General features: G+C 40.4%; 24 protein-coding genes, 2 other RNA genes and 1 pseudogene. 8 read left to right on the top strand and 19 right to left on the bottom strand.

Annotated features, from left to right (window positions below):
* Position 1: 1 nt before the first annotated feature.
* Positions 2–718, bottom strand: a complete 717-nt coding sequence (locus tag O3746_RS00985) for a YwiC-like family protein (RefSeq protein ID WP_070592262.1) — start codon at positions 716–718, stop codon at positions 2–4.
* 111 nt (positions 719–829) lie between these two features.
* On the opposite strand from O3746_RS00985, the gene O3746_RS00980 reads away from it, so the two are divergent.
* Together O3746_RS00980 and O3746_RS00975 are read left to right on the top strand one after the other, a co-directional pair.
* Positions 830–1,180: a RidA family protein gene (locus tag O3746_RS00980; RefSeq protein WP_005698531.1), complete on the top strand. Its 351-nt coding sequence runs from the start codon at positions 830–832 to the stop codon at positions 1,178–1,180.
* A 90-nt stretch (positions 1,181–1,270) separates the two neighbouring features.
* Positions 1,271–1,681, top strand: coding sequence for a YhcB family protein (locus O3746_RS00975; RefSeq protein ID WP_197545648.1), 411 nt, complete (start codon positions 1,271–1,273; stop codon positions 1,679–1,681).
* A 59-nt stretch (positions 1,682–1,740) separates the two neighbouring features.
* Here the strand turns inward: O3746_RS00975 and lolE are convergent, their stop codons facing one another.
* From lolE to O3746_RS00915, 12 genes and pseudogenes are all read right to left on the bottom strand, one after another.
* Entirely contained in the window at positions 1,741–2,991 is a 1,251-nt protein-coding gene (gene lolE, locus O3746_RS00970) for a lipoprotein-releasing ABC transporter permease subunit LolE (protein ID WP_197560510.1), read from the bottom strand.
* Positions 2,991–3,674, bottom strand: a complete 684-nt coding sequence (gene lolD / locus O3746_RS00965) for a lipoprotein-releasing ABC transporter ATP-binding protein LolD (RefSeq protein ID WP_014065207.1) — start codon at positions 3,672–3,674, stop codon at positions 2,991–2,993. The genes lolE and lolD overlap by 1 nt, the downstream gene beginning before the upstream one ends.
* 3 nt (positions 3,675–3,677) lie before the next feature.
* Positions 3,678–4,859, bottom strand: a complete 1,182-nt coding sequence (locus O3746_RS00960; RefSeq protein ID WP_197569676.1) for a lipoprotein-releasing ABC transporter permease subunit — start codon at positions 4,857–4,859, stop codon at positions 3,678–3,680.
* Entirely contained in the window at positions 4,859–5,806 is a 948-nt protein-coding gene (locus O3746_RS00955) for a 2-hydroxyacid dehydrogenase (RefSeq protein WP_371447525.1), read from the bottom strand. Before O3746_RS00955 ends, O3746_RS00960 begins: the two co-directional genes overlap by 1 nt.
* Before the next feature lie 66 nt (positions 5,807–5,872).
* Positions 5,873–6,727: a 3-deoxy-8-phosphooctulonate synthase gene (gene kdsA / locus O3746_RS00950; protein WP_197541926.1), complete on the bottom strand. Its 855-nt coding sequence runs from the start codon at positions 6,725–6,727 to the stop codon at positions 5,873–5,875.
* A gap of 12 nt (positions 6,728–6,739) precedes the next feature.
* A complete protein-coding gene (locus tag O3746_RS00945; protein ID WP_178161406.1) occupies positions 6,740–7,543 on the bottom strand; it encodes a SirB1 family protein in 804 nt (267 codons plus the stop codon).
* Positions 7,543–8,421, bottom strand: a complete 879-nt coding sequence (prmC, locus tag O3746_RS00940) for a peptide chain release factor N(5)-glutamine methyltransferase (protein ID WP_178161404.1) — start codon at positions 8,419–8,421, stop codon at positions 7,543–7,545. Before prmC ends, O3746_RS00945 begins: the two co-directional genes overlap by 1 nt.
* Positions 8,421–9,503, bottom strand: coding sequence for a peptide chain release factor 1 (prfA, locus tag O3746_RS00935; protein ID WP_371447522.1), 1,083 nt, complete (start codon positions 9,501–9,503; stop codon positions 8,421–8,423). Before prfA ends, prmC begins: the two co-directional genes overlap by 1 nt.
* A 97-nt stretch (positions 9,504–9,600) precedes the next feature.
* On the bottom strand, positions 9,601–10,137 hold the full coding sequence (locus O3746_RS00930; RefSeq protein ID WP_371447520.1) for an elongation factor P hydroxylase: 537 nt from the start codon (positions 10,135–10,137) through the stop codon (positions 9,601–9,603).
* A gap of 116 nt (positions 10,138–10,253) precedes the next feature.
* On the bottom strand, positions 10,254–10,355 hold the full coding sequence (locus O3746_RS00925; RefSeq protein ID WP_197541921.1) for a hypothetical protein: 102 nt from the start codon (positions 10,353–10,355) through the stop codon (positions 10,254–10,256).
* 339 nt (positions 10,356–10,694) lie between these two features.
* Positions 10,695–11,984: a DUF2931 family protein gene (locus tag O3746_RS00920; protein WP_371447518.1), complete on the bottom strand. Its 1,290-nt coding sequence runs from the start codon at positions 11,982–11,984 to the stop codon at positions 10,695–10,697.
* A gap of 624 nt (positions 11,985–12,608) precedes the next feature.
* A pseudogene (locus O3746_RS00915) lies at positions 12,609–13,472 on the bottom strand (AraC family transcriptional regulator N-terminal domain-containing protein).
* Positions 13,473–13,602: 130 nt separating this feature from the next.
* On the opposite strand from O3746_RS00915, the gene O3746_RS00910 reads away from it, so the two are divergent.
* Positions 13,603–13,821, top strand: a complete 219-nt coding sequence (locus O3746_RS00910) for a hypothetical protein (protein WP_046943022.1) — start codon at positions 13,603–13,605, stop codon at positions 13,819–13,821.
* A gap of 108 nt (positions 13,822–13,929) precedes the next feature.
* On the opposite strand, the gene O3746_RS00905 is transcribed toward O3746_RS00910, so the two are convergent.
* From O3746_RS00905 to O3746_RS00895, 3 genes are all read right to left on the bottom strand, one after another.
* Positions 13,930–14,544, bottom strand: a complete 615-nt coding sequence (locus O3746_RS00905) for a CadD family cadmium resistance transporter (protein ID WP_003766668.1) — start codon at positions 14,542–14,544, stop codon at positions 13,930–13,932.
* Between the two features lie 309 nt (positions 14,545–14,853).
* Positions 14,854–15,399 carry an ATP-binding cassette domain-containing protein gene (locus tag O3746_RS00900; RefSeq protein ID WP_371447515.1) on the bottom strand — a complete coding sequence of 182 codons (546 nt, stop codon included), beginning with the start codon at positions 15,397–15,399 and terminating at the stop codon, positions 14,854–14,856.
* A 179-nt stretch (positions 15,400–15,578) separates the two neighbouring features.
* On the bottom strand, positions 15,579–16,451 hold the full coding sequence (locus O3746_RS00895) for an MBL fold metallo-hydrolase (protein ID WP_371447513.1): 873 nt from the start codon (positions 16,449–16,451) through the stop codon (positions 15,579–15,581).
* 141 nt (positions 16,452–16,592) lie between these two features.
* Here O3746_RS00895 and O3746_RS00890 point away from each other — a divergent pair, with 141 nt between their 5' ends.
* The gene (locus tag O3746_RS00890) at positions 16,593–17,546 is read left to right on the top strand and encodes a GlxA family transcriptional regulator (RefSeq protein WP_371447511.1); all 954 of its coding nucleotides are present in this window, start codon (positions 16,593–16,595) and stop codon (positions 17,544–17,546) included.
* Positions 17,547–17,729: 183 nt separating this feature from the next.
* Here O3746_RS00890 and O3746_RS00885 read toward each other — a convergent pair whose 3' ends face one another.
* Positions 17,730–18,308, bottom strand: a complete 579-nt coding sequence (locus O3746_RS00885; protein WP_314722963.1) for an NAD(P)H-dependent oxidoreductase — start codon at positions 18,306–18,308, stop codon at positions 17,730–17,732.
* 200 nt (positions 18,309–18,508) lie between these two features.
* Positions 18,509–18,874: a transfer-messenger RNA gene (ssrA, locus tag O3746_RS00880) on the bottom strand.
* Between the two features lie 107 nt (positions 18,875–18,981).
* On the opposite strand from ssrA, the gene O3746_RS00875 reads away from it, so the two are divergent.
* Together O3746_RS00875 and dinB are read left to right on the top strand one after the other, a co-directional pair.
* Positions 18,982–19,479 (top strand): hypothetical protein, encoded by a 498-nt coding sequence (locus O3746_RS00875; RefSeq protein WP_049384967.1) that lies wholly within the window; start codon positions 18,982–18,984, stop codon positions 19,477–19,479.
* A 109-nt stretch (positions 19,480–19,588) separates the two neighbouring features.
* Positions 19,589–20,656 (top strand): DNA polymerase IV, encoded by a 1,068-nt coding sequence (dinB, locus tag O3746_RS00870; RefSeq protein WP_371447744.1) that lies wholly within the window; start codon positions 19,589–19,591, stop codon positions 20,654–20,656.
* 86 nt (positions 20,657–20,742) lie between these two features.
* On the opposite strand, the gene rnpB is transcribed toward dinB, so the two are convergent.
* Positions 20,743–21,119, bottom strand: an RNA gene (rnpB, locus tag O3746_RS00865) — RNase P RNA component class A.
* A gap of 124 nt (positions 21,120–21,243) precedes the next feature.
* Here rnpB and O3746_RS00860 point away from each other — a divergent pair.
* A complete protein-coding gene (locus O3746_RS00860; protein ID WP_314022213.1) occupies positions 21,244–22,179 on the top strand; it encodes a KpsF/GutQ family sugar isomerase in 936 nt (311 codons plus the stop codon).
* Positions 22,179–22,724 (top strand): HAD family hydrolase, encoded by a 546-nt coding sequence (locus O3746_RS00855; protein WP_065243167.1) that lies wholly within the window; start codon positions 22,179–22,181, stop codon positions 22,722–22,724. Before O3746_RS00860 ends, O3746_RS00855 begins: the two co-directional genes overlap by 1 nt.
* Positions 22,725–22,764 lie beyond the last annotated feature (40 nt).

The raw sequence follows: 22,764 nt of genomic DNA, 5'->3' as shown, positions 1-22,764 counted from the left end.
CTTATAATGTCGCTATCAATAAAATAATCAAAAAAATGGCGGATGTTCCGAATTCTATTAGACCAACTTGCTTAACCGAAAGTTTCTTGGTTGGTAAATAAATGGCACGAATTAACGCCGGCACAAAAGCAAGTGATAAGACATATTGTTGGGTAAACAAGCAACCGAGCACGCAAAGCACATGGAAAATAATAGAGGCTTTGAGATAAAGCGGATTTTTACGTTCACGCATCATTGATTTGACATAAAGTGTGGTACCAATAAAAAAGAGACTTGGATACAGCGCCACCCACCAGATTTTTTCATCAAAAGTGCGGTCAGAAAAATAATAGGATCCCATACCTGCAAGGGCAAAAATCGCAATACCGGCTAAATCATTGAGAAGATTGCGCTCATCTTTTTTCTTGGTGTAATAGATACTCACCAACACAAAAGGAAACATGGCGGCAATAAAGAAAAGAATTTGCCAGTTATAAAAAATGGCAGGAAGCGCAAATGAAAAAGCTGCGACACCATAGATGATTGTCCACTTTTTATATTCCGCCATATTTTTGCCTTTAAAGAGACTAAGCATTGGGTAACTCAGCAAATACATGCTGAACCAAGCTAAAAGCAAAAAGAAATGCGCCCAAACGGGTGAAGCTAATAACATACCGTAAACAAAAGGCAATAATGCCATGACAATAGCGCCATATTGATTCGAAATCAGGAGTTTCATAGTTTTCTTTAGTTGATAAAAATTCTCAATTATTTTATCTCACAATTTCTTGATTTACAAAGTCTAAAACCACCTTTAGAATGGAATTATCTTCATCAAAAAGGAGCCATTATGTCGATTCAACGCATTCAACCAAGCAAACGCTTTTCTGAAGTGGTCATTCATAACAATACCGCCTATTTTGCCGGTCAAGTACCGGAAAAAACCGTTAAGCAAAATGCTTACGAGCAAACCAAAGAAGTCCTTTCACTGATCGATAAATTATTGGCTGAAATTGGTTCTGAAAAAAGTAAAATTCTTACCACGCAAATCTTCCTTGCTGATATGGCTGATTATGCCCAACTCAACCAAGCATGGGATGAATGGGTCGATAGCCAAAATCCACCAAGCCGAGCAACGGTAGAAGCGAAACTTGCAGATCCTGATTGGAAAGTTGAGATCGTGATTATTGCAGCTGTGTAAACGCTGCTTTTTCAAAATGTGATCAACTGCAAAGAAAGTTTTTCAGTTTTCCTTTACACTAAACATTGAATTCAAAATAAGGAGTAATGTATGCAATCATGGACACCAGAAATGTGGCAAGCCGCTGTGATTGGGCTTGTGGTTGGCGTAATCTTAGGCTATTTATTATTACGTTTAACAAAAGGTTCCGTAAAAAAACAAGTTCAGACCGAAGCTGAACTGAAAGAAGTGAAAACACAATTAAGCGATAAACAAGCACAACTTGAAAAACATTTCGCGGAAAGTGCCGAATTATTTAAAACCTTAATTGGTGATTATCAAAAACTCTATCGTCACTATGCGGTTTCATCTGAAACCTTGCTTGGCAGTAAACCAGCCGACAAAGGTTTATTTACCCAGCAATTGGTGACAGCCTCATCAGAAAGTAAATCAGAAGAACCACCTCGCGATTATTCCGAAGGTTCATCTGGCTTATTAAAAACAGATAAAGAAAACCAATAATAATTAACGGTTGAATAATAAAAAAATCAGGGATTAAATACTTAATCCCTGATTTTTTATTAGTGATTACTCAATACTTGAGCCGGTTGTAACTTCGCGGCTCGACTAGCTGGATAAAGACTGGCAAGTAAACTCAATACCAATGCCGCCACGAGAACCAATACAACATCGAACCAATGTAATTCACTTGGTAAGAAATCAACGAAATAGATACCATCTGATAACAATTTTTTACCGAGTAATCTCTCGATGCCTTGAATAATCGGCGTGAGATTCAGTGCGAGTACAACACCTAATACGATACCAATTAGACACCCTTTCATCCCTGCAAGTAAACCATACCAAATAAAGATTTGTTTAATAAAACCATTATTTGCGCCAAGGGTTCGCATAATTGCAATATCACCTTGCTTATCTTTTACCGCCATAATTAAGGTTGAAACGATATTAAAACATGCTACCCCAATTACAAGCACCATCGCGATATACATCACGGTACGGATAAGCTGAATATCTCGATACATATAGCCAAATTTTGCCACCCAGTTTTGAATATAAAGCAGTTGCGGATAATCATTCAGCATCGAATAATCCATTTCTTGTACTTTGAATGGATCATCCACTTTCAATTCAACACCGGTGATTTGATCTTCGCGATACCCCATTAATTCTTGTGCTTGAGGTAATGCCAGTAAGGCATAACTGTGGTCTAGCTGACCATCTAAACGTAAAATAGCAGTCACTTGAACACGCTCACGATTAGGTTGAGCCATTTGATCTTCGCCATTTGGTTGAGAGATTAATAATGACACCCAATCGCCAGCTTTAACATCTAACGCTTTGGCAATACCAGAGCCCAACACCAATCCGCCTTCTTCTGCGAATTTTTGCCAGCCATCCCCTTCCACAAACTTACCAAGAGAACTCACTTGATCTTCAGCTTGTTTATCTACCCCTTTCACTTGCACAACTTTAAGTTTATTGCCATTTTCGACTAAGGCAGTAAAACTCACAAAAGGCGAAAGTGCGGTAATTTTTTTGTTTGTTTTTAGACGTTCCGCTAGGTTCCGCCAATGGTTCAATGTGGCTTCATTGGCATGTGGATTAACGGTGATTTCCGTATGTGGCACCACAGCCAAAATACGTGAATTCAATTCACGCTCAAAACCATTCATCGCACTTAATCCCACAATCAATACTGCCACGCCAAGGGCGATACCGATAGCAGAGAATTTTGAAATTAACGCCACCAACGGATTCTTTTGCTTACCCCGTTGATAACGCCAACTAATGAAAAAAGGCGTATTCATTATGCACCTTCCTTCAAAATACCATCTTGCATGGTTAAACAACGAGACAGTTTTTGCGCTAATGACATATCATGTGTCACCAATAAAAACGCAATGTTTTGTTCCGCATTCAAGGTTTGAATTAATTCAAAAATACTTTCTGTAGTTTTATGATCTAAGTTACCCGTTGGTTCATCGGCCAAGACGAGAGCGGGATTATTCACTAATGCACGAGCAATTGCCACACGTTGACGCTCACCACCCGAAAGGGCTGATGGTCGGTGAGTAATGCGATGACTTAAGCCTACTGCACCCAATATTTTTTCAGCACGATCTTTTGCTTCTGTTTTATTCTGACGACCAATTAACATCGGCATCATCACATTTTCTAATGCGGTAAAATCCGCCATTAAATGGTGAAATTGATACACAAAACCTAGATTTTGGTTACGTAATTTAGCCAATTCACTTTCAGACGCTTTTTGCAAAGATTGCCCTTTAATAAAGACTTCCCCACTACTTGGCTGATCTAAACCACCCAAAGTGTGTAATAAAGTACTTTTTCCCGAACCAGAACTCCCCACAATCGCCACTAATTCTTGTGGTTTCATGGCAAAGCTTACGCCTTTTAATACTTGGGTTTGGTTCTCGCCTTCTTGGTAAAATTTATTAATATTTTGGCATTCTAATAAGTAGTTATTCATATTTTACTCATAACGTAATGCTTCCGCCGGCTCTGTTTTTGCCGCGCGATAAGCGGGATAAATGGTTGATAATAAAGATAACAATAAAGAAAAGGCAATCACAATAATGACTTGCACAGGCTCAATGGATGTTGGCAAGAAAACACCGTTCGGATTGACCGCACTTAAAATTGCCCCAAGATTTAAGGTAATTAATACGCCCAGTACAGCACCAATCAATGTACCCACTAGCCCCACCAATAAACCTTGATAAATAAAGATCGAACGCACTTGTGATTTAGTCACACCTTGCGTTTGCAAAATGGCGATTTCCCCTTGTTTATCCACCACCATTAAACTTAATGAGGTCACGATATTCGAAATCGCCACAACAATAATTAAGCTAATCAACAAGCCCATCATATTTTTTTCCATACGAACCGCTTGGAAGAATTCCCCTTTTTGGACACGCCAATCGCTGATATGGCTCTCTTTAAAATAGGTTGGCAATTCTGTGATTTGGAAAGGATCATCCAGGAATAAACGATAGCCTTGAGCCTCACCTGGTTGAATGCGCATTAGGCGACCAATATCCGCTAAATTAGCAAAAACTTCATAGCCTGACGCTTCACCATAACCATAGTAAAGCTCGCTCACCGTAAATAAACGCTGCATCGGCACGCGACCAAATGGGGTGTATTGGCTGTTTTCCGTAATCATTAAGCGAACTTTATCGCCTACCACTAAGCCTAATTTTTGCGCCAACGTATCACCAATAATCAACTTAAACTCACCTTGCGGTAAAAGTTGGTTAAACTGACTAGGATCGAAACCTTCCAGTAAAGGGTCATCTGAAAAAGACTGAATACCAATCACTTGTCCCGCGCTCACACCTTTTGCCGTTTGAAACACAACATTCGTGGTATTAATCGGTACAGCTTTTTGCACAAAGTGCGGTATATTTTCAAGCGGTTTTTCTGCCGAAATAGGCGCCTCTTGGCTAATAATCGCGTGTGGAATGCTCGAAAGCACCTGTTGTTTTTGATAGCCTTCTAGTCCATTCATGACAGAAAGCACAATAATCAATGCCATCACACCCAGTACGATGCCAAAGCTTGCCAAATTAGCAACAAGTCGCCCAAAACGATCAGCGCTTTTTGCCCGCCAATATCGCAGGGCGACGTATAAAGAAATAGGTAAATTCATTATTTTTGATTTAATTGTTGAACGAAATCTTCGATATTTTGCGTCACTTTTTTCGTTAGCGTGGTTACCGCACTATCACTCGCCCAAGCAATATGAGGTGTGATAATTAAATTCGGCATCGTTTTCGCTAATTCAATCAGTGGATTGTTTTTCTCTGGTGGCTCTTTCACTAACACATCTAATGCGGCACCACCTAATTGTCCTGACTTCAATGCGTCACAAACTGCTTGCTCATCAATCAATGGACCACGACCAGTATTGATTAAATACGCCCCCTTCTTACAAAGTGACAAGGTTTCTTGATTGATTAAATTTTTGGTTGTTTCAGTCAATGCACAATGCAATGTGAGAATATCGGCTTGTTTTAGCACCTCTTCAAAAGATGTGTAACCTTCACGACACGTTGTGGCATTTCGATGTTCAGCATAAAGCACTTTCATGCCTAAAAGCTCGGCTAAACGCCCCACTTCCGTACCTAAACAGCCTTTTCCAAACACGCCTAATGTTGAACCTTTCACATCTGTAATGGGATAATCAAAATAGCAGAACTGTTTGCTCTCTGTCCATTTTCCCGTGAGTTGATCGCGTTGCCATCCAGCTAGACTATGTTTTAACGCAAAAATCATGCCTAATACATGTTCAGGTACTGTTGTTGCTGAATAACCCGTCACATTTTTAACCGCTACACCAAATTCTTTTGCGGCGTCTAAATCTACGTTATTGGTGCCTGTTGCGGTGATAGCAATGAGTTTTAATTTAGGTAGTTGTTGTAATACCTCACGACTTAAAATCACTTTGCTGGTAATAATAATATCCGCGTCTTTTGCTCGCTCAATAGTTTGCTCTGCAGAAGTATATTCATACTCTACCCAGTTATGTGGAAAGCTTGGACGAGGAATAGGAATATGTTTTGGAATTGCGGTGCTGTCTAAAAATACGATATTCATTGTTATCTCCTTTTACAGAACAAAAGTGCGGTCAAAAACAACGCTGTTTTCAACCGCACTTCTCCATTAGATGGACGTATCTAATTCAGGGAAAGACTTCACTAAATCATCAATGGCTTTCATCTGTGAGACAAAACCTTCTAATGCCGAAAGTGGCAATGCAGAAGGGCCATCACATTTTGCCTGATTTGGATTTGGGTGAGCCTCTAAGAATAAACCTGCAATCCCAATTGCTAAACCAGAACGGGCTAATTCAGTCACTTGTTCACGACGACCGCCTGAAGCTGCACCAAACGGATCTCGGCATTGTAATGAATGGGTCACATCAAAAATAACTGGACTACCTTTAGACACTTTTTTCATTACGCCGAAGCCTAACATATCCACCACTAAATTATCGTAACCGAAGTTTGAACCACGATCACAAAGGATAATTTTATCGTTACCACATTCTTCAAACTTATCTACAATATTCCCCATTTGACCTGGGCTTAAGAATTGTGGTTTTTTCACGTTAATTACCGCACCCGTTTTTGCCATAGCTTCGACTAAATCTGTTTGACGAGCTAAGAATGCCGGTAACTGAATCACATCCACCACATCGGCAACAGGCTGACATTGATAGATTTCGTGCACATCGGTAATCACTTTCACGCCAAAGCTTTCTTTTATCTCTTGGAAAATTTTTAAACCTTCTTCCATGCCTGGACCACGGTAAGAATGAATTGAAGAACGGTTAGCTTTATCGAAAGACGCCTTAAAAACATAAGGAACGCCCAACTTTTCAGTCACTTTTACATAAGCTTCGCAAACTTGCATTGCCATATCGCGACTTTCAAGCACGTTCATTCCGCCGAAAAGCACAAAGGGTTTGTCATTTGCGACATCAATATTGCCAATTTTTACAATTTTATTTTGCATAATATTTCCTTTTTAATGGATGGCATTGGCATCTTTCAATGCTTCGCCTTTCAGTTCTAAAAGTTGAGTTTTTAACAGAGAAGAAGTGGGATCATTTGGACATTGATCTACAAAATATTCCAAATCCTCAATGGCGGAAGGATAAGCTCCCATTTGCGCCAACACTAAGCCTCGATCGCGAATATCGTAAGGATCTTTTCTTCCTGCTAACAAGAATTGGATATAATTAAACGCCAAATCGTTTTGTTCTTCACGAATTAAGGCATTCTTGGCGAGCTGACGGAAACGTGCGGTAAGCATCGGAATATCTGCTCGAGCTAAGTCTTCAGGTTGAATTTGAGCCCCAAAACCAAAGGCACCTTCATAGAGCTTCTTCAATTCATCCACTGAAATGTATTTTCCACTCCAAGGATCAATAAATGCCACTTCACCATCGACTTCTGCACGTAAAATCAGTTGGGTCGGGAAATTCACGGGATAAATCGGCAATTTTAAACTTGCAGCCAAATAAAGAATTAAGGTGCCAAGACTCACCGGCATGCCTTCACGCTCTTCTAGAATATACGGAAGATATAAATTGCGGGCATAGAAATAATTATCTGCATCACAATGAAAACCCCAATCACCGTAGAAGAGCTGCAATAATTGATGAATTTTAGCTTTATCATCCCATTCTTCTGGAATAGCTTGGCGAGCTTTGCGCACCAAGCTTCCAACCAGCCCTCTTATACGAGGCTCATCAAGTTGCTCTTTCTCACAAATGCTCAGATAAAAATGAGTCAGTTCAGCATACAAGGCTTTTTGATCGTATTTCATTACCGCTTCCAATATCCCAACGTTACGCGCTCATTGTCGCCATAATCCCGTATGGTTGCAACCCCTTGCCAATGATTTTGCCAGAAAATTGACCGCACTTCTTCGCCCTGTTTCCAGCCGTGCTCTAACAATAAATAGCCGTTATCTTTTAAATGTCCTGGCGCATGCTCAATAAGATGACGTAAATCCGCTAAACCGTTTTCGCCCGCCACCAACGCCGAACGAGGCTCGAAACGCACATCACCTTGGAAAAGATGCTCATCGGTTTCATCAATATAAGGTGGATTACTGACGATAATATCAAACTGCCCTTCAACATTTTCGAACCAACGACTCTGTAAAAATTGTACCTTGAGCTGATTTTTTTCTGCATTGGATTGCGCTAATTTGACGACTTCTGGCATTAAATCCACACCAATAACATCTAATTGAATAGCCTTTTTTTGACAAATAGGAGAAAGCTCAGAAGCCAACGCCAACGCAATGGCGCCAGTGCCGGTTCCGAGATCGAGAATACGAAAGTGCGGTGGATTTTCTTCCAGTTTTTCTAACGCAATTTGTAATGCTTTTTCTACGAGAATTTCGGTATCGGGGCGAGGAATTAATGTTCCTTCAGACACATTTAAAGGCAAGGACCAGAATTCTTTTTCACCGAGGATATAAGCGATAGGTTCACCTTTTAAACGACGATCTAAAAGTGCGGTCAATTTTAACCGCACTTTTTCATCAATTTCCGTTTCATCGAAAGCTAAAATTTGCGTTCTTGATTTGCCCGTTGCATGTTGCAATAGCACTAACGCATCCACTTTGCCATTCTCTGTCGGATTTACCTGATTTAAGGCTTGCGCAGCATCGGCAAGCCATTGTTGATAGGTCATTAATTACTCTCAGATAACGCTGCTAATTGATCTGCTTGATATTCAGTAATAATCGGTTGAATAAGCTCGTCAATTTTGCCGTTCATCACTTCATCTAAGCGATAGAGCGTTAAGTTGATACGGTGATCTGTTACACGACCTTGTGGGTAGTTATAAGTACGAATTTTATCGGAACGGTCGCCTGAACCTAATAAGTTACGGCGGGTATCCGCTTGCTCTGCGGCTTGACGCTCTTGCTCCGCTTGAACAATACGTGAAGCCAATACAGACATCGCTTTAGCTTTATTTTTATGTTGTGAACGCTCATCCTGACATTCCACCACAATACCTGTTGGAATGTGGGTAATACGTACCGCAGAGTCTGTGGTATTAACGTGCTGACCACCCGCACCAGATGAACGGTAGGTATCAATACGTAAATCTGCTGGATTGATTTCCGGCATTTCAGATTCAGGCAATTCAGGCATAACCGCAACAGTACAAGCTGAAGTATGAATACGACCTTGGCTTTCTGTTTTTGGTACACGTTGTACACGATGACCGCCTGATTCAAATTTTAACTGACCATACACGCCATCACCGCTTACTTTAACGATCACTTCTTTATAACCGCCCTGCTCACTTTCATTTGCGCTGAGCATTTCAACACGCCAGCGTTTACTTTCAGCATAACGGCTGTACATACGGAATAAATCGCCGGCAAAGATACCCGCTTCATCACCACCGGTACCTGCACGAATTTCTAAATAGCAGTTATATTCATCATTTGGATCTTTCGGTAATAAAAGAATTTGAAGTTGTTGTTCGACTTCTTCAATTTCGGCTTTGGATTCTTCAATTTCCATTTCTGCCATTTCTTTCATTTCAGGATCATCTAACATCAATTCTGCATCAGCAATGTTAGAATTAAGCTGATTCCAACGATTAAAACATTTCACCACATCTTCAAGTTGTGAATATTCTTTAGAATACGCACGGAATTTATCCTGATCCGAAATTACCGACGCATCACCTAGCAATGCCTCTAATTCTTCATAACGTTCTTTTAAACTTTCAAGTTTTGCAATAATAGAATCTTTCATATTTTTATAAAGTTAAAGCCAAAAATAAAATCGGCCTATTCTAGCCGATTTTAAGGGAAATTGACAGACGCAAAATCTGCCTAAAAATGACCGTACTTTAGATGCGAGTCACATCAAACTTCGCTAAATCAATTCGATCTTCTGTACCATAAAATTGAGCCAAGGCATGACGAAAGGTTTCTGCACGTTTTGGTAAACCTTTTTCAGCATAGGTTTTCACTTGCTCATACACCGCTTGCTTAAATGGTTGCGTATCCCCTGGATTGCCATTCAAATTATCCGCACTAGCAAAATAACGGAATCCCGCCGCTGTGGCTAAAATCCATTCCAATGCTTGGGGCTTCACTTCCACCTTTTCAAAATCACGCTGACGTGCTTCAGAACGACCATCTGGCTCATACCAATAGCCAAAATCTTCTAATTTACGCCGCTCTTTCCCTGCTACCAACCAATGGGCGATTTCATGTAATGCACTGCTGTAAAAGCCTCTCGCAAAGTAAATCGCATTATAAGGCACCTCATCATTTGCCGGAATGTAAATCGGCTCATCCCCACCTTTAACCAATCGCGTATTATATTCTTCTTCAAAACATTGATTAAAAATCGCAATGATATCCTCAAGTTTGTGTTCCATGCTTTCTCCAAATATTTTTATCAATAAAGCCTCTTAAAAGGTTCGAGAATTATCTCATTTTTAATGTTTTTCACAAAATCTGGTTGAATAAAAAGGCGAGCAAAAATGCTCACCTTCTAAAGGCCTCCTCTGCTTTGGATGTGGGTCAGTTGTCCGGCGGCATCATAGCCGTATTCGCGCCGGCTGCGGTTGTGGATTTGCTGCAGGATTCTGCCCATAGGGTCGTATTGTGTTTGTTGGCGGATATGTTTGCCAAAGGCGCGTTCGGTTTCGCGGTGTAGTTTGCAAAAGGCCGTTTGAAAACCCGATATGATTTCAGACGAGCTTTTTATCGTTTCGTTTATATTTTACTTTTGAAGCTCTTTCAATTCTTTTTCACTAAAGCGGACTAGACCTTTACTTCACACTTGAGTAGCCGCCAAACAGTATCTTCCCGAAAAATGAGATTGCCGTTCTCATCCCTCTTGGCACTGACCTGTTCGGCAGGCAGAAGTTCTCCTCGACTGATTGGTTTTCATGACCGATAAAGTTATCAAAGCCGTATTTTCCTAATAATATTAGTAATAAGCAGTATTGTTGATTTCATAACGTTGATGGAGCTTAGCATCTGGCAATACAAATTTTTGTCCATCTTTTTGAAGATATGCTTCGGTTAATTCAAAATGATCATCAAATTTCAATTTCAACGTGGCAAACTGATTTATTGAAGGTGTACTGATATTGTGCGCTTGATTCCTTCCGGGGAACGCCTGTTGAAATATCTTGTATAACCCGTTTAGTCGGGCATCATCGTATATGATTTTATAATCATTCTGTTCTTGTTCTTCAGTCTTAAATGGATGCAATCTAATACCCCACCGATTACCTGTTTCCTTATCTATTAACCATAGCTTGATGTAAGTTGGCATCGCCTTCATTGCCTTCTTCTCTTCTTCTATCCTCTCTTTACCGATGGCCGTCCAGCGCTCCGTATTAGCGAATTCCATATAATATTCGCCGTTCCATTCCCCTCCATCGACTTCAACTTCCAAGTTCCATGGATATTTCGTTTGCATCTGTTTGTACCATTCTGCACTGACGTTTTTGGATCCAGCTATATAAGTGTGATAGAAATCGGGATGTTCTTTACGTACTCTATCTAAGTATTCAGCCCTTCTCTTAGGGTCATGATAAAACTCAACATCGTAATACCACATTTCATTAAAGTGGTGTTTAGCAGCCTCTTCTAAAGAAGGTACAATTTCTCTTGCTTGCCAGGACATTAATTCCTTATGAATAAAAGTGCTGGTCAAATTCAACGTAACCCAACCACCAGGAGCAACAGCTAATTCAAAATTATTGGGAGATTCATATCGCGGAGTTTCAGTATCCTCTACTGCATTATTAAATACCCTGTAACTTTTTGCCATCATAGGACGTATCTTGTCTGTAGGAAGAGCTTCGTCCAGCTGATAAAATTTATTTTCAAACTGGGATAAATAGGTAAAAGTTAACCTTTCGGGAAGTAAATCAAACTCTGCCGTTCTTCCTAAGTATCCTCCTCGACCCCAGATAGAGCCTGTACCAAAGAAGTTTCGCAAGACCGTTCCGTTCTGCAAATAAAAATCAGAACTGTACTTATTAGATACGTCTACCGCATATGCTCCCAACGTCAAATATGAAGAATTTTCCGGTGTGGCGTTAACCAATATAGCCTCCGCCATCTTAACACCCCAAGCCATGCCTTTTGCCTGCTCGGGATTGCCGTTGCCTTCAATCATTCTATTTAATCCTATGTTTGCCAATACAATGCTGAGGTAACCTGCTGCTACTATTCCTAAAAGGATATTTGTTTTCTTGTGTTTCATTCAGACGGCCTTTTGACTATCTTATTGATTCCAATAAAGATACGAATTAATGATATCAATCCAGTATCCGTAAATTACCCAAACATTGAGCAGAATGAAAACAACTGCACAATATTTCCAATGACGGTTTTGATACATTCTGATAATGCAGTAGGCATTGACAATCAAAAAGAATGCGTATTTGCCAATTTCCTCCCAAAGCACCTGAAGACTTAATATCATATATTCCATATTACCAACCATTTAAATTTTTCTAGGTTCCTAATCGTTAAATTCAAAACAATTCTCTCCGTTTTTACATAGATATCTAAATTATTTACATTTTTAATGATAAGCCCATATATCTACCTTTGATAATAATTACAGAATATGCAATGCTACTAGGCAATAAGGTGTGCGTAAATAAAAAGGTTCAACGAATATACTTCTAACTGATAAAATAGTTGTATAAGCAATCAAATAAATCATGACAATTGGTTTGATATGATATCTGTGATGATGCCGATGGTAAAGTGGAAAGGATCAATGGGAAGAAGGCCATCTGAAATTTTTCAGATGGCTTTTTCTGTTTCACCATACCTCTTCAAAACTTGACCGCTTGGCTATCCCTTCTTTAAGCCCCATCTATTTAATATCCCCCTTGGGCGCATGCCCGAAATACCGTTTGTATTCACGGCTGAATTGGCTAGGTGACTCGTAGCCGACTTGGTAAGCGGTTTCAGTAATGCCTTGCTCTTCTTGTGCAATTAGTCGTCTGGCTTCCATCAGACGTAAGGATTTTTGATATTGCAGCGGTGAAAGGCTGGTTATCTTCTTAAAATGACTATGAAATCCAGATAATGACATACCACTTAGATTTGCCAAGGTTTCCACGGTGATGGTTTCACTAAAATGTTGTTGCAGATAATGGGTGGCTTGGGCGATTTTTTTGGTGTGCGATCCATTGCTTACCATGGCTTTAAATTTGCCACCTTGTTCGCCTGTAAGGAGTCGATAATATATTTCTTGTTGGATAAGCGGTGCAAGAAACCCAATATCTTTTGGATTTTCGTGCAAGAGTAATAAGCGTTCAACAGCATTTTTGAGAGATTCATCCAAATGCCATTGTGCAAAATCTTCGTCGCCCTGTTGAACATCATCTGCAAGGTTTGGATTTGCTAATAAAATCTTGCTAACGCTTTCAATATCAATTTTCATCGACATCACTAAAAACGGCTTTTTCGGCTCGGCATATTTAATTTCGCCGCGCATCGGCACATTGACAGGGCAGAACATAAAGTGTTGATTGTCAAAACGGTAGCATTGTTCGCCTAGTTGTATTTCACGTTCCCCACTTAACACGATGCAAATGCTCGGTTCTTGAATAATACCCTCGTAGCAAAACGGCTAATCGGCATGGCGAATCACCAAGCCTTTAATTGGAGATGAATAGGTTTCGTTATGTGGAATAACTTTTAATAAGCGTTCTATCGTTTCAGTTGAGAACATAGTTTTGTAGGAATAGGCAAGTAATTTGGATAAATCATATAACACTTCATATTGCCGTTCAATATAATGAACTCACTTTCAACGGCAGTACGCCAAAACATTTAACCAATATTGAATTGAGGACAATATCATGAAAATTTTCTACAAAACATCAGCAACAGCAACCGGCGGACGTGATGGTCGTACCCAAGTGGACGATGGTTCAATCGGCTTTGATTTGGTTTCATTTCAAAATGACGGCACCGGAGCTGATGAAAAACACCAACGCGCCGAGTATGGCAAGCACCGCCGCACCGACGAAAAACGGCCGCATGGGGTGGGTGAAAAACTTATTCATGGTTTGGCTTAATTCTGCATGAAGATGCTTTCGGATATGGATTTATTGGGCGGACAGGGTTGTATCTTGTATTGAAGAAGCAAGCCGAAGGTTTGTCAGATACTCAAATGCCCGTATCATTCATATTATTGATATTATTGTTTGAATTGTATTATTTTCAATAATAATAAATAACCCTAAACCAATATAAATAACAGCCATTATCCAACGACTAAACTTCTCTACAATTTCACCAACACCTGAAATATTAGCCAATCTTTGTGCTGTATATACTAAAACAAAAATCAATATTAAAAATACAAGAAGAGTAACTAATAAGTCGACAAGATCTAAAGTCACAAAGTAAGGAACAAAAAGTCCAATATTATCTGCACCACAACTAGCAACTGTAACCAAAGCAACAATACCGACTAATTTTGACAACCCTTTTTCATCCAATTCTTTTTTAGCTCTTTTTTCGCCCTCACAATCGTCGTAAATAGCAACTTTAATACCTAAGTAAATCGGTATTAAACCTAATAAACCCAACACCCATTTTTCCGGAACATAATTCAAAACAAAAGCTAGAAATAAACTAACTAATATTAAAATTACAGAACCTAAATATTGTCCGATATAAATATCTCGATATTCTTTTCTAGTATTTGCTCTAGCAAAAAATATTAATAGTATTACCAACAAATCTACTGCTGTAGCAATATATAAAACAGCAGCAGTAATCACAGTCGAAAACATAAAGCACCTCATAATGAATCCCCTGCCCCCTTGGCACCACGGCTTTTTCAAAAACCGAATCGCGTTCGGATAACAGATTCGTATCTTTCGCTAAAGAGGCAAGCCTGCGGCTTGCTTACCCTCTCCCTAACCCTCTCCCACGGGGAGAGGGAATTGGGCTGTCGAGCCTGAACATTTTCAGGTTTACCTGACATCTGATTCCCAATTCTACGGCTCTCTGATTTTGAGAAACCTGATCCCCTTTCCCCGTGAGAGAGGGTTAGGGAGAGGGCAACGAACCGCAAGGTTTGTCAGAAATTTAAATTCCTATCACTCATAATAATGAATCCCCTGAAACTCTCTTGCCACCACGGCTTCTTCAAAAGCCGAATCGCGTTCGGACAGCGGCATAGGCAGAGTAATCACGTTTTGCACGTTCATGCCCTTAGTGGAAAGCAGCATGATTTCATGGCTCAGGCGTACGGCTTCGAAGCGGTCGTGCGTTACCAGCATACACGCCATGCCCTGCCGCTCGATTTTTTCCACCAGCATGGCGACCAAAATATCGCGCAAATCGCGGTCCAAACAGACGAACGGCTCGTCCAGCAAGGCAAGGTCGCAGCCGCACAGCAGCAGGCGCAAAAATGCTACCCGTTTCGCCATGCCGCCGGACAATTCGGTCGGATATTTGTTCAAATCGCCCGCAGTCAGCCCGACTTTCGCCGCCAGCGCGATGATTTCGCCTTCATCGGGTTTGTCCATAAAAATAGCGATATTCTGCATCGCGGTCAAGTTTTCCGGCAGGCGGTTTTCCTGAAACAGAAAACCCGTTTTGCGGAAAGTATTGCGTATCGTGCCCGATTTCGGCGTTTCCAAGCATTCAAATCCATCCGTTTGGGCGCAACAACAGGCCGCGCAATTTTAGTGGAAGGAATTAATTAAAATTATTTCTTAGAAAAAGGCCGTCTGAAATTTCAGACGGCTTTTTTATAACAAAGTGTGGTCAAATTTTTAGGTGTTTTTGCAAATTCAATCAAAATTAAAACCGCTTGTTTTTAAAACTTCACTGTTTCACCATCTTCTGGAATTACTACATTTTCAAGCTTGTTTGCTTGGACAAATTGGCGTAAATCCTTACGGTACACAGACATATGGTTTACCGCATCCATGTGCACCGTGATAAGTTTTGTATTCGGTAGCATTTGGCGAGCATGAGCAACATCTTGTAACCCCATAATAATGCCGTCATTCGGAAAAGCTAAGGTACGCGCATCACCTGTGTTCATAATCATTACATCAGGTTTATAACGATTAATGGCTTTGTTTACTTCGGCAGTCCAAATTGTATCACCAACCAAGTAAACCGTTGGATGACCTTTCGCTTGGAATATTACACCCATCGCCTCATCTAAAATCTCGTCTAATTGTGGTACAGCGTACATTTCTGTTGTGCCGTGAGAACCGCCAGTTTTATTTAAAATAATACCTTCAAACTCCACAGGTTTTTCTAGCGATAAACTGGTTATGTTAGTAAAACCTTGCGCTTTGAGTAAGTCGCCATCCCGTTCATGTTGCACAAAAATTTTGATGGATTTAGGTAAAATTTTTTGTGCAACCTCATCCCAATGATCTTCATGTGTATGAGTTAAAATAATGGCATCAACATCTTTGAAAGTATCTTCTGTTTTCATCGGCAATTCCACAAGTGGATTACGCAAATGGCTATTTAATGTCCCTTCAAAGCCTGCATAATGTCCTTTTTCAGCAAGCATCGGATCAATTAAAAAAGTTTTCCCTGCGTAGTTCAGGCGACCAGTGGCATTGCGGATATGTTGGTAGCTATCAGTGTTTTTAGAGGCAAGATCTACGGCGAAAGTATTTGCGCTAATAGCCAATGCTGCAGTGTTAATTAAGGTTTTTAAGTTCATTGTTTTTCCTTTTCTATACGTTATTGAATGAATAAACATATTATAGTGAGAACAAAATTGCGCAAAAATAGATAAAAAATCAATAAACGTAATAATCGGGTCATTTCTGTGTTATGCTCATATCAAAGTAGGAGAAATAAAATGAATAAACCCACTGTTGCTTTGATTGTGTATGAACAAATGATGCCCATTCATTTTGCGATGGCATATTCCGTTTTTTCTATGTCGGATTTAAACGGCAAGCCGTTATTTGACTGTAAAATCGTTAGCGATTCGGACAACCTGACAAACTCGCTATTTCACATACATTTAGATGGTGGTTTAGAATGGTTAGAGAATGCCGATATTGTTGTGATGACTGGATGGCATGATACTCAAGTGATGCCGAGCGAGGCTTTATTAACAGCGTTACGGCAAGCGTATCAACGTGGTGCGACAGTAGTGGGTTTATGTTATGGCGCCTATGTGTTGGCGTGCAGTGGTCTACTTAACGGCAAAAAAGCAACCACACATTGGCTAGGAGATAGTGATTTTACTAATCGTTTTCCGCAGGTGAAATGGGATTTAAATCCTATTTATTTAGAACAAGATCGACTGATTACCTCAGCAGGAACGGCAGCTTCCATGGATTGTTGCCTTTCTATTGTCCGTAAATTATATGGTGTGAAAATTGCCAATCATATTGCCCGAATACTGGTTATCCCCCCTCATCGTGAAGGCGGACAAGCACAATTTATCGAATGCCCTATTTCTCGTTCCACACCTAATCATAATATCAATGCGTTGCTTGCTTATTTAAATGAAAATCTGACCGCTCTTCATTCGACTGATAGTCTTGCAGAACGTTTGTCAATGAGCCGTAGCACTTTCACCCGACATTTTCGCAAAGCAACTGGAGTGTCATTAAATCAATGGTTAATTGAAGCAAGACTACAGCGAGCAAGAGAGCTTTTGGAAAGCACAGATTTATCTATTACTGATATTGCAGAACAAAGTGGGTTTCATAGCGATACCGCCTTGCGTCAGCACTTCTTGAAAAAACATAAAATTTCACCGAATCGCTGGCGTAAGCAGTTTCAAATTGAGGATGTTTAGATCTTTTTATTTTAAAGTGCGGTCAAATTTTTAGGTGTTTTTGCAAATTCAATTCAAAATTAAACCGCTTGTTTGATCTAAACTCAGTCTATTCCTCTTCCTCTCCCTATCAAAAAGTTTGATAAGCGTTTGAAATAAAAAAGGTGAGTCAAAATGCTCACCTTATAAACTCATATTTTGTAATTATCCGAACACTTTTTCCAAGTGTGCTTGGTAGTCTGCTAAGTATTGTTCTACTTGTGGATTTTTAATCACATCGTTACATAAGAATGTCGGTAGACGGGTCAAGCCGATGAACTCGTTGAGTTTGTGAAAGTGCATGTATAACGCATCCACACCTTTGCCTTCGAAGAAGTCGCCCTCGCGGGTAAACGCTTCAATAGGCGCATTCCACGTAAGCGAAAGCATGTGTTTTTTGCCTTGCAACAAGCCACCGGTGCCGTAGCCTTCTGTCGGATTGACGCGATGACGACCATCGCTGTGGTAAAGCTTGCCGTGTCCGCTGGTTAATACTTCGTCTATGTATTTTTTCACTGTCCAAGGTTCGTGCATCCACCAACCTGGCATCTGCCAAATCACGGCATCCATCCACAAGAATTTTTCGATTTCTGCCTCAACATCATAGCCGGCATCAATCACGGTTTCTTTTACATTGTGTCCAAGTGCGGTCAAAACTTCTTTCGCTTTTTTGTGAAGCGTATGATTCAACTCACCATGTGAATGGCCAAAATCTTTACCACCGTCTAATAATAAAATATTCATTTTTTCTCCTTTAGCTGATAATTTACCGATTACTAAGCACTTTAGTAATGCAACAATTTAACCAATCAATAAGCTCCGACTATTAAACGTACTACTCAAAATCGAGAGTTTGATAGAAGTTAAAAGCGCAATAAAAAAGCCTTGAAGTCATTATTTTCAAGGCTTTAAAGTCTTTCATAGGACTTGATAGGTTTATTTTGTGGTGGAGCTGGCGGGAGTTGAACCCGCGTCCGAAATTACTCTACCCTCAGTACTACACGTTTAGTCTCGTCTTTAATTTCACTTAAGCATGCGGACAGACACGCTAAACTTAAGCTAGTTTGATTCAATTTAGTGCTTCGATCCTCAAACGGTGGCTTCCACACGATCTCGTTTTGGTTTGACTCCGCTTGATCCCCGTCTTACGAGCGGAAGCTGGGGAGCGAAGGCTATGAGCAGGTTATTAAGCTGCTAAAGCGTATTGTTCGTCGTTTGCGACTATTTTTTTGCGGTTTATTTACGAGGCCTACCGCACCTCGACGTGCACCTTGGGCTTCGCTAATCCCGTCGAATCCAGAATCAGCCCCAAAATCGTTCGGCAGTTTATCAAAAAATCTAAGAAAGGAAAAGAAGCTATTTATTAACCTGAGAAGTTAGGGTAAAATTTTGCCACTTTTTTATAAGGAATCGAATAATGAAAACATTAAAATCTCTGACCGCACTTTCATTAGGTGCATTATGTTTAGCATTTAACACACAAGTTATTGCAAAAGAAGCAACACCCGCAAAAGCATCACAAGCAACTCAACAAGTGGCAAAAGCGAGTGATAACATCGACAAATATCTTGCCATCAATATTGGTAATCGTGAAATGGTGGTTGACGAAAATGGCCAAGCATTAAGTGCATTCAAACATGAAATCACTAACATTGGTCAAAAACCAATCAAAAATATTCAATGGGTGGGCGTGTATGTGAATAACCGCAAAGTGATTTACAGCCAAGATATGCAAATCAACTTAGAAACCCCATTACAACCGGGTAAATCCATCAATATTAATTTACAAATTCCGTTTGTTCAATTGGCTGAAGACGCACGCAAAGTCTTTATGAACCAACAAGAAAAAATTGATGTTTATCCTATTGAACGCGTTATCCTGTTTGGTGATAAAACCGTTCTCTCTGATCGTTAATTCTCTTATCTAGCCCACGTAATGTGGGCTTTTTAACAACTGTATGCTTGAACAGTTATTTTCTTTTAGATATACTAAAAACACGCCTAATTTTGACCGCACTTACCGCATGAATTCCACCCGAAAAATTATTCACATTGACATGGATTGCTTTTATGCCTCTGTTGAAATCCGTGAAAATCCAACGCTACAGGGCAAACCTGTTGCGGTGGGGGGAAGTTCTCGACAACGTGGTGTGCTTACCACCTGTAATTATGAAGCTCGAAAATTTGGACTACACAGTGCGATGCCTACTGCACAAGCCATCAAAAAATGCCCTAACCTGATTTTAGTGCCAGTCAATATGCCGCTTTATAAACAGGTATCCGCACAAATTCATCAAATCTTTCAACGTTACACTTCTATCATTGAGCCACTTTCCTTAGATGAAGCTTATTTAGATGTCACAGATTGTACACAATGTTCAGGATCCGCCACGTGGATCGCACAAGAAATTCGCCAAGCGATTTTTGATGAATTAAAACTGACCGCCTCTGCCGGTGTAGCGCCCCTTAAATTTCTCGCCAAAATTGCTTCCGATATGAATAAACCGAACGGACAATTTGTGATTCAACCTCATGAAGTGGAGCAATTTGTAAAAACACTGCCATTGAAAAAAATCCCTGGTGTGGGCAAGGTCACCTCTGAACGTTTATTGAAAATGGGGTTAGAAACTTGTGAAGATGTGCAAAAACTCGATCAATCTATTTTATTAAATATCTTCGGGAAAATGGGCAAACGAATTTGGGATTTTAGCCATGGTATTGATGATCGTGAAATTCAAGCTCATCGAGAACGAAAATCTATCGGTGTAGAACGCACTTTATCTGAAAATATTAGCCATGTTGAACAAGGTATAGCGCTACTAGATAATCTCTATGCTGAGCTTATTCGCCGTATTGAACGAAGCGCGCCGAATGTCCCCTTAACGGCTTTTCGCAAAATTGGGGTGAAATTAAAATTTGAAGATTTTCAGGTGACGACCTTAGAAAAAACAGGCTTGCCTTTATCACTAAAAAGCTTTCAGCAATTACTGGAACAAATTTGGCAACGTAGCCACGGAAAATCCATTCGTCTTGTGGGATTACACGTGACGTTACCGGAAGAAAGCCATTTAGAACAAATGAGCTTATGGTAAAACAAAAAAGAAAATGACCGCACTTTTATTCATTCTATCCCGAGTAGGATAACGAAAAAACAAAAGTGCGGTCATTTTTGATGAATTTGTTGAGTTGGTCGATAAGCCGAGTTCTGTCGTGGACAATCATTCCTCTAGGCGACAAATTACTCTGCCGCTCAAGCAACCTACCCGAACTCTGGACGGGCCACCCATTGAGTTCCTATTTGGTCTTGCTACGAGTGGAGTTTACCTTGCTGCACGTTGTTACCAACGGCACGGTGTGCTCTTACCACACCCTTTCACCCTTACCGTTTTCACGGCGGTCTGCTCTCTGTTGCACTGGTCGTCGGCTCACGCCGCCCGGACGTTATCCGGCACTCTGCCCTTTGTAGCTCGGACTTTCCTCTCGTTTACTTGTCCCACTAGGTCGTGCGAACACGGTTAAGGGCTTCAATAAACCAGCGATTGTCTAACCAACTCGCGGCGTAGTATAGGGGGAATTCAAAAGGCGGTCAAATTTTCATTCTTATTTTTAATAACTTCCGTTAGAATAGCCCCATAAAATACGGTTATTTTCAACCGCACTTCTATCATAAGGATTTCCAATGAATTATTTACAAATCGCACGAGAAACCCTTTCTGTCGAAAGCCAGGCGCTCACACAACTAAGCCAACGCTTGGATGATGAATTTTCTCAAGTTGTGGATCTTATCCTTGCTTGCGAAGGTCGTTTAGTCATCGGAGGTATAGGTAAATCGGGGCTAATTGGCAAAAAAATGGTAGCGACTTTTGCCTCAACGGGAACCCCAAGTTTCTTCCTTCATCCGACCGAAGCCTTTCATGGCGATTTAGGTATGTTAAAACCCATCGACATCGTGATGCTGATTTCTTATAGCGGTGAAACCGATGATGTAAATAAACTCATTCCAAGTTTGAAAAACTTTGGCAATAAAATTATTGCCCTAACCAGCAATAAAAACTCAACGCTTGCTCGCCATGCTGATTATGTTTTGGATATTACTGTTGAACGCGAAGTGTGTCCAAATAACCTCGCCCCAACCACTTCTGCGTTAGTGACTTTAGCATTAGGTGATGCCCTTGCCGTTTCATTGATTACTGCTCGTCATTTCCAACCGGCTGATTTTGCGAAATTCCATCCAGGCGGTAGCCTTGGTCGTCGTTTGTTATGCAAAGTAAAAGATCAAATGCAAACTCGATTACCGATTACCACACCAGATACCTGCTTCACTGATTGCTTAACAATTATGAATGAAGGTCGTATGGGTGTGGCATTAGTGATGGAAAACCAACAACTTAAAGGCATTATTACCGATGGTGATGTGCGCCGAGCATTAACAGCTAATGGTGCGGACACGCTTAATAAAACCGCGAAAGAATTAATGACCTCTTCACCAAAAACCATTCATGAAAATGAATTCTTGGCGAAAGCGGAAGACTTGATGAAAGAGAAGAAAATTCACTCACTGGTTGTGGTCAATGACGAAAATAATGTTGTGGGCTTAGTGGAGTTCTCAAGCTAATGATTAACGAAAAATTAAAGAAAATTAAATTGGTCATCACCGATGTCGATGGTGTATTAACTGACGGACTACTCCATTACGATGCGAATGGTGAAGCCATTAAAAGTTTCCATGTACGCGATGGACTTGGTGTCAAAATGTTGATGGATGCAGGTATTCAAGTCGCCGTATTATCGGGCAGAGATTCTGCGATTCTACGTAAGCGAATTAATGATCTCGGAATTAAATTGTTCTTTTTAGGCAAGCTTGAGAAAGAAAGTGCTTGTTTGGAACTCATGAAACAAGCAGGAGTTACCGCAGAACAAACTGCCTATATTGGTGATGACAGCGTCGATCTCCCTGCTTTTGCAACCTGTGGCCTTTCTTTTGCTGTGGCAGACTCTGCACCTTATGTGCAAAATGCCGTAGATTATGTGCTTGCACTTGGAGGCGGTAAAGGCGCTTTCCGAGAAATGTCCGATATGATTTTACATGCTCAGGGAAAAGATGAAGTCTATACTTCAGCCAAAGGCTTTTTAAAATCAGTCAAAAATATGGGACAATAACACCTATAACACTATTCAAAATACCTAAAAAATAACCGCA

The sequence above is a fragment of the Haemophilus sp. 27098_8_127 genome (assembly GCF_041433495.1).
Lineage (GTDB): Bacteria > Pseudomonadota > Gammaproteobacteria > Enterobacterales > Pasteurellaceae > Haemophilus_D.
The sequence above is the reverse complement of the archived record's forward strand: the minus strand, read 5'-3'. Positions and strand labels throughout refer to the sequence as shown.